We start from the raw sequence: 5,755 nt of genomic DNA, 5'->3' as shown, positions 1-5,755 counted from the left end.
ATCACCCACTGACATTCATCGTCAAACGGGACCCCGTGGGTAACATCGATGCCGGAGTGGGGTCAAACACTCCTAACATGGGTAACCAGTTCAACTACAACCGTTGACGCAGGCAAACTTTGAATCTGAGAGTGGGGTATCTGGATCGCGGCACGCTGTGGGGGATTATGATCAAGTGAAGTGACCTCTTCCCCCTGAGACCTCCAGTGGGCTACCCAACCCCTCCAATCAGTTTGTATCTGTCCGCGCACAATATCTGAGTATTGTCCTCACGTACACCTGCGCAGCCCTAACCACGTCGTCCATATCCACCCACTCATTGAAGCCGTGGGCTACACCCATGTGACCGGGGCCGTACAGACACGTGGGTATACCGTGCGCCCTGAACACGTTGGCGTCGCTAGTAGCCTGAGTCACGTACACCCTCGGGGGAACCCCCAAGGTGTCTTCGACTGCCCCCACGAGTGAGCCCACTATCCCGCTTCCGAGTGGTGTGTAGCTGGGATCACTCTGCGACCCTTCTACCACCGAGGCCTCAACGCCCGGGTGCCCGCTGGAGCTCAAAACATCCAGAACCCTCTTGTGGAGCTCCCTCCAAGTCATCCCAAGGGGTACGCAGAAGGCAACCTCAGCCTCACACTCATCTGGGAGAACGTTAACCATGACGCCACCACGCAGCCTACCAACATTCATGCTGGGGCGCTCAAGTATCCCACTCGAACGTAGCTCTTCTAGTGGTACCCCCAGCTCCTCAGCTAAAACCGGGTAGGAATCCTCCAGTAGACGCGCCACCTCGGCTGATTGCGGTCGCACCACGCCCCCGCACACCCCCCTATGGACATCTTCAAGAGCCCTAAACAGCCTCACAAACACGTTATCATCGTAAAAACCGAGACTGCCGTGACCAGCATCACCCTTCACCTTCAGGGTGACCCAGTAGTCGCCGCGCTCACCAACACATATACCACCTAAACCGCTGGGCTCACCCATAATGCACCCCCCACCCGAAAGCCTACCACTCCTAAGAAGCCAATCCGAGAACCCCCACCCAGTGGGCGTCCTCCTCCAATCCTCCTCATCGGGCACCGACACAAAACACACCTCCCCCGCAAGCTCACCCTCACAGCGTGTGAGCACAGAGTAGGCCAAAACCTCCGCCGCCAACCCACCCAACATATCCGCTGAACCCCTACCATAAACCCTGCCACCTACAACCCTACCCTCAAATGGGGGGTACACCCAGCCATCCAACCTACCAGGCGGCACAACGTCACAATGGGAGTATAAAATCAACCCGCCACCCCCACCACTATGACCGCGGCCCCCACCAATACTAGACGTCAAAGCACACACACCACCCGCACTGTGAGTCTCCACCCTCAGACCCAAACCCTCCAAGTAATCCTTCAAAAACATCTGGACACCACCCAAGGCCTCAACCGGGTCACCCTGCTCCAAGGATATAATCCTCCTCAAAAAACCCAAAAACTCATCCCGACCACGGCTAACACCCTCAAGTAGGGCACCTACATCCAGCATAAGACAACAAAAACACGGTGCAAAATAAACCCACCCGTAAAGCCACCTAAAACCACCCTCACACCATAACAAAACATGGAGACTTACGTATACCCATGGCTACCAGCTGAGGGGTAACACATATGAATATAAGGAGTGGGGGCACACCACGCCAGCCCTCAGGTGAATCCACAACAGCGGAGGCCTAGATACAGGAAAAACCAAATCAATCCATAAAGCACCAATCCAACGCGCAGCACCCACCACGCTTTAAAAACATCAACCAGCCCAGCTCTTCAGATCAGAGCGGTGCTCTTAGACGGCAACACCAACAACCAAGCACACCCACAGGTAGCCGGTCAACCAACTAAGATGGGGGATAAAAACCTCCCCCCATAGGGGGGGTCGGTGGGGTATGCCACTTTCTTTTACACCTTCAGCCCTACGCATCTCCAGCGCATAGAAAGAAGCGAGCACCCAGCACTAAAAAACACACAACCGCCCCCAACACGGAAACCACGACCACCCGGCAAAACCCACTTAATCAAACGGAACCAGACCCAGCTAACCCACCAATAAACCAAAACCAATAAACACGGCTCCACCCCAAAGCTGCAAAAAGCGCTTAAAGAACCGACGACACACTACTTCCTCTCTGTGAGCACACTGATTATGGTGTCCCTAAGGCTATCGAAGCTACGCTTAAGGTAGGCTGTATCCTCCTTAAGCTCCGTCATCCTACCCATGAAATCCGCTCTCAACCCATCAATCCTCTTGTTTGTGTCCTCGATTTTTGAGAGGAGTTCTGTTTTGGTTTCATCAATCCTTTTGTTTGTTTCGTCTATTCTTCTGTTTGTGTCCTCGATTTTTGAGAGTAATTCCACTCTGGTGTCGTCTATTCTCTTGTTGGTTTCGTCTATTCTCTTGTTTGTGTCATCAATTTTTGAGAGGAGTTCTGTTCTTGTTTCGTCTATTCTTTTGTTTGTGTCCTCGATTTTTGAGACGAGTTCTGTTTTGGTGTCGTCTATTTTCTTGTTGGTGTCTTCGAACCTCATCGTGAAGAAACTTTTCAGCTCGTCTATCTTCTTGTTTGTGTCGTCAATCTTTTCAGATAGTTCCCCACGCACCTGATCTATTCTCTGCGAGAGTTTCGCTGCTTCTCGTTGGCTTACAGCAGCGAGTAATATCGCGGACTCAGCCTGCGTCAGCTTCCCACCCTTGGCGAGCCTCTCAGCCATCCTTGAAAGGTAGCTATCCAGGAACTTCTCAAGTGACGCTATGAGTGCCGACTCAACCAAAACCCTTCAAACATAATACACCACGGTTAAATATAAATCATCAGTTAACCACACCAACAGCGATACCCCACCCAACTACCCCAATCCCCTCCCCAGGGCATCGAAATAATGTTCAGCGCACACCCCCCAACACGCTCAGCACCCCCACCCACCCCACCCCATCAACAAGCCCACGAACAGGCTAACACACCGCTCCCAAGGCGTGTCCAAGACTAAGCGGAGACTCCGACAGGTGGGAGGTAAACCCACCCCACCAAGCGGGAACCCACCCTACGTACCTTGAGGGCGGGGTACCCCACACTGATAAAAGCCACACACAAACACCTATATACTTAATAGCAAAACACCGCTACCTCGACCACCCCCGCAGGAGAAACCCCCCAACAAGCTCATACAAACCGAGTCAAACATGAAACTAGAGGTGAGGGGCGGGAATCACGACGGTCAAAACCCAGAGCTTACTTGCTCACAACCTTAACCGCGGTGCCATAAGCAATTATTTCGTCCATGAACTCGGAGAGCTCATTCGAGTCAAAGTAAACCTGCAGCACCGCGTTCGCACCCATCGACAAAGCGTGGGAAACCATCCTCTCCATAGCAGTCTTCCTCGCCTTCTCAGCGTTCTCAACAAACTCCGAGATCTCCCCACCAACAATACTCCTCAGCCCAGCGAGAAATCTACCGCCAATACCCCTACTCCTAACAGTGATCCCAACCGCGATACCAAGAACCTGCTGAACCTAAGCCCGGAACATAATTCATAGTACTCACAATAATCTTATCACTGCTGAGCATAAACACAAAAAGCACCCATGCTTATAAACCTTCCAAAACCCCCCTCCTAGGATGGGTAGCGAACTCCCTCCTCTCCCGCATAAGGCTGCTAGACCCCCGCAACTGCCCCCAACGCTTCCGGGTGATTAACTCGGTCACCACACCTCGAACATGGCGGTGTGGAAGCGGGAAGCTATTTAAATACCCCCTCAGCTCGAAGCAAAAGAGATATGAGAGTTCTGATTCACGGCGCCAGCGGCCGAATACCACCCAGCCCTACCACCTCAAACAAGCACACAACGTGGGGTCCCAGCCCTTGAAAGCCTAATATCCGCATGCACACGCACCAATCACTTAGTTAGTGTATTCACCGAACAGTGCACGTGTATGCTCGGCGAAGCCTCCCAGCAGGTGGGGGTGTACGCCCATTTTAGCGTCTCCAAAACCCTCCTCCTTAAGCATAAATATGCTAATTTTTATGATTAGTATCCTTAAGAATTTACATGAAAGTTTAAATAGGGGTGGCGTGTGTGTTTAAACATGCGCAATACGCACGTCGTGTTACTGGTTTTGGGTGTGGTAGTGGTATCCGTCGTGGGCACAATTGCCTACACGGGTGCACACAACACGGGAGCGAACACTCAGAACCCCAATTACTCGAACCTCGCCAAACTCCTACTCGCGAAAAACCTTGTCCGCTTCGCCTCCTATAATGGGGAGAACCTCAGCGAGGTTCTGCAGACGCCGAGTATAGGCGTGGTCACCGCGATGCCCATGGAGCAGGCGCCCATACTCGCGGCCATGAGCGTCTACGCCACCGTGAATATATCCGGGTACGAGTTCTTCGTGGGCTCAATCGGGGAGCAACAGGTTGTATCGGTGAGGTCCGGTGAAAAGGAGTACGCCGTCACCACGGCTACAACCCTCATGGACACCTTCTTCAACATCAAGGCCGCACTACTCTCCGGCACCGCGGGGTCGCGTGACCCCAACATCACAGTGGGCGACGTTGTACTCGGCGCCTACGCCGTGGACAAATCCAGCGTACACTACTACCTAGGCAACTCAACCTACAACTACATCGAGGACGCATACACGGGGGTCGAGATACTAAACCTCACACCCATGAATAACGCCATCGTCGGGGGATTCGGCTCAGCCCAAGTCGTACCCACCAACGCATCAAGCTACGGCTACGGCTACGGCGCCGACCACTCATACACCTACGTCGAGGCCCTCCCAGCCTCCCTCGGACTCCTACAACTCGCAGAGCAATACAAGCTGCCGGACACACCCATATCCTACATCACCGGGGGTAACCAGACCGGCGATGCCCCATCATACATAGTTGCGGGGGTCATAGGCTCAGCCAACCAGTGGACCGAGCCACTCACCTGGATGGCCCAGCAGAACGCACTATACGAATCCGACGCGGGTGAAAACGAGGGTATGGGCTTCGCCTACGTGAACACACACTTCGGGATACCCTGGCTCATAGTGAGGGGGATATCGGATTCACCCTGGTACCCCAACACCTACCAAGGAGTATGGGCGGCGGATGCTGCGGCCAACGTAACAATATACATCATCAAACACTTCTCAGACACCCTACCCAACCTCTACGTCGAAGCCTCCTACACCAACCTCTCACCCATGAGCAACGCCAAGGCCCACGGCTACATCGTAGCCGACCAAGTATACTACAACGGCCTCCAAGTCGCCGAAGTGGTATACACAGCCCAGAACGGGACCACGGTTCCGTTCACCCCCGGCAACCAATGGCTCACACAGTACAGCTACAACTACACACCCCCAAACCTAGCCTAGCGTGAAAAAACACCCTTTTCCTAGGTGTGAACCAAGCTTAGGGCACTCCAAGGAGCAACCCCCTACTTGGCGGTGTGAGCCCCCCCTGTTCCCCCAAGCCCCTCCCCCAACAGCCAATAGCTTAGCGGCCGACGCCCTCGACCCCGACCTCCCAGTCGAGCCACCCTGAGAACGTTTATTACTCGGCTTCGGAATACTTCTCCGAGTTGGTTGGATTGGAGCAGAGATTAGAGAGGAAGCTCGGACTCATCAGGGATGTGGTATACAGCAACCTCATGAAGAACTACACACCCTTCCCGCTCGATAGGAAGCTTGCCGCAAGGTGGGCTGAGCCCCTA

Annotated in this window: 3 protein-coding genes and 1 pseudogene; 1 reads left to right on the top strand and 3 read right to left on the bottom strand. The window is 53.7% G+C overall.

Annotated elements, in window-relative coordinates; translation table 11 throughout:
* Positions 1–228: 228 nt before the first annotated feature.
* The 3 genes and pseudogenes from VKV18_RS07125 to VKV18_RS15825 form a co-directional block, all read right to left on the bottom strand.
* Entirely contained in the window at positions 229–1,416 is a 1,188-nt protein-coding gene (locus VKV18_RS07125) for a M20 family metallopeptidase (protein ID WP_324203520.1), read from the bottom strand.
* A 746-nt stretch (positions 1,417–2,162) separates the two neighbouring features.
* On the bottom strand, positions 2,163–2,816 hold the full coding sequence (locus tag VKV18_RS07120; protein ID WP_324203519.1) for a hypothetical protein: 654 nt from the start codon (positions 2,814–2,816) through the stop codon (positions 2,163–2,165).
* A gap of 458 nt (positions 2,817–3,274) precedes the next feature.
* Positions 3,275–3,578 (bottom strand): annotated as a pseudogene (locus tag VKV18_RS15825) (heavy metal-binding domain-containing protein).
* A 552-nt stretch (positions 3,579–4,130) separates the two neighbouring features.
* Here VKV18_RS15825 and VKV18_RS07115 point away from each other — a divergent pair.
* Positions 4,131–5,417: a 5'-methylthioadenosine/S-adenosylhomocysteine nucleosidase gene (locus VKV18_RS07115; RefSeq protein WP_324203518.1), complete on the top strand. Its 1,287-nt coding sequence runs from the start codon at positions 4,131–4,133 to the stop codon at positions 5,415–5,417.
* Positions 5,418–5,755 lie beyond the last annotated feature (338 nt).

The organism is Chthonomonas sp. (genome assembly GCF_035294505.1).
GTDB lineage: Bacteria > Armatimonadota > Chthonomonadetes > Chthonomonadales > Chthonomonadaceae > Chthonomonas.
The sequence above is the reverse complement of the archived record's forward strand: the minus strand, read 5'-3'. Positions and strand labels throughout refer to the sequence as shown.

What these genes read in the sequence shown, in the direction of transcription:
- VKV18_RS07125 (WP_324203520.1), bottom strand. Translation starts at nt 1,416, where the DNA reads ATGTTTTTGAAGGATTACTTGGAGGGTTTGGGTCTGAGGGTGGAGACT.
- VKV18_RS07115 (WP_324203518.1), top strand. Translation starts at nt 4,131, where the DNA reads ATGCGCAATACGCACGTCGTGTTACTGGTTTTGGGTGTGGTAGTGGTA.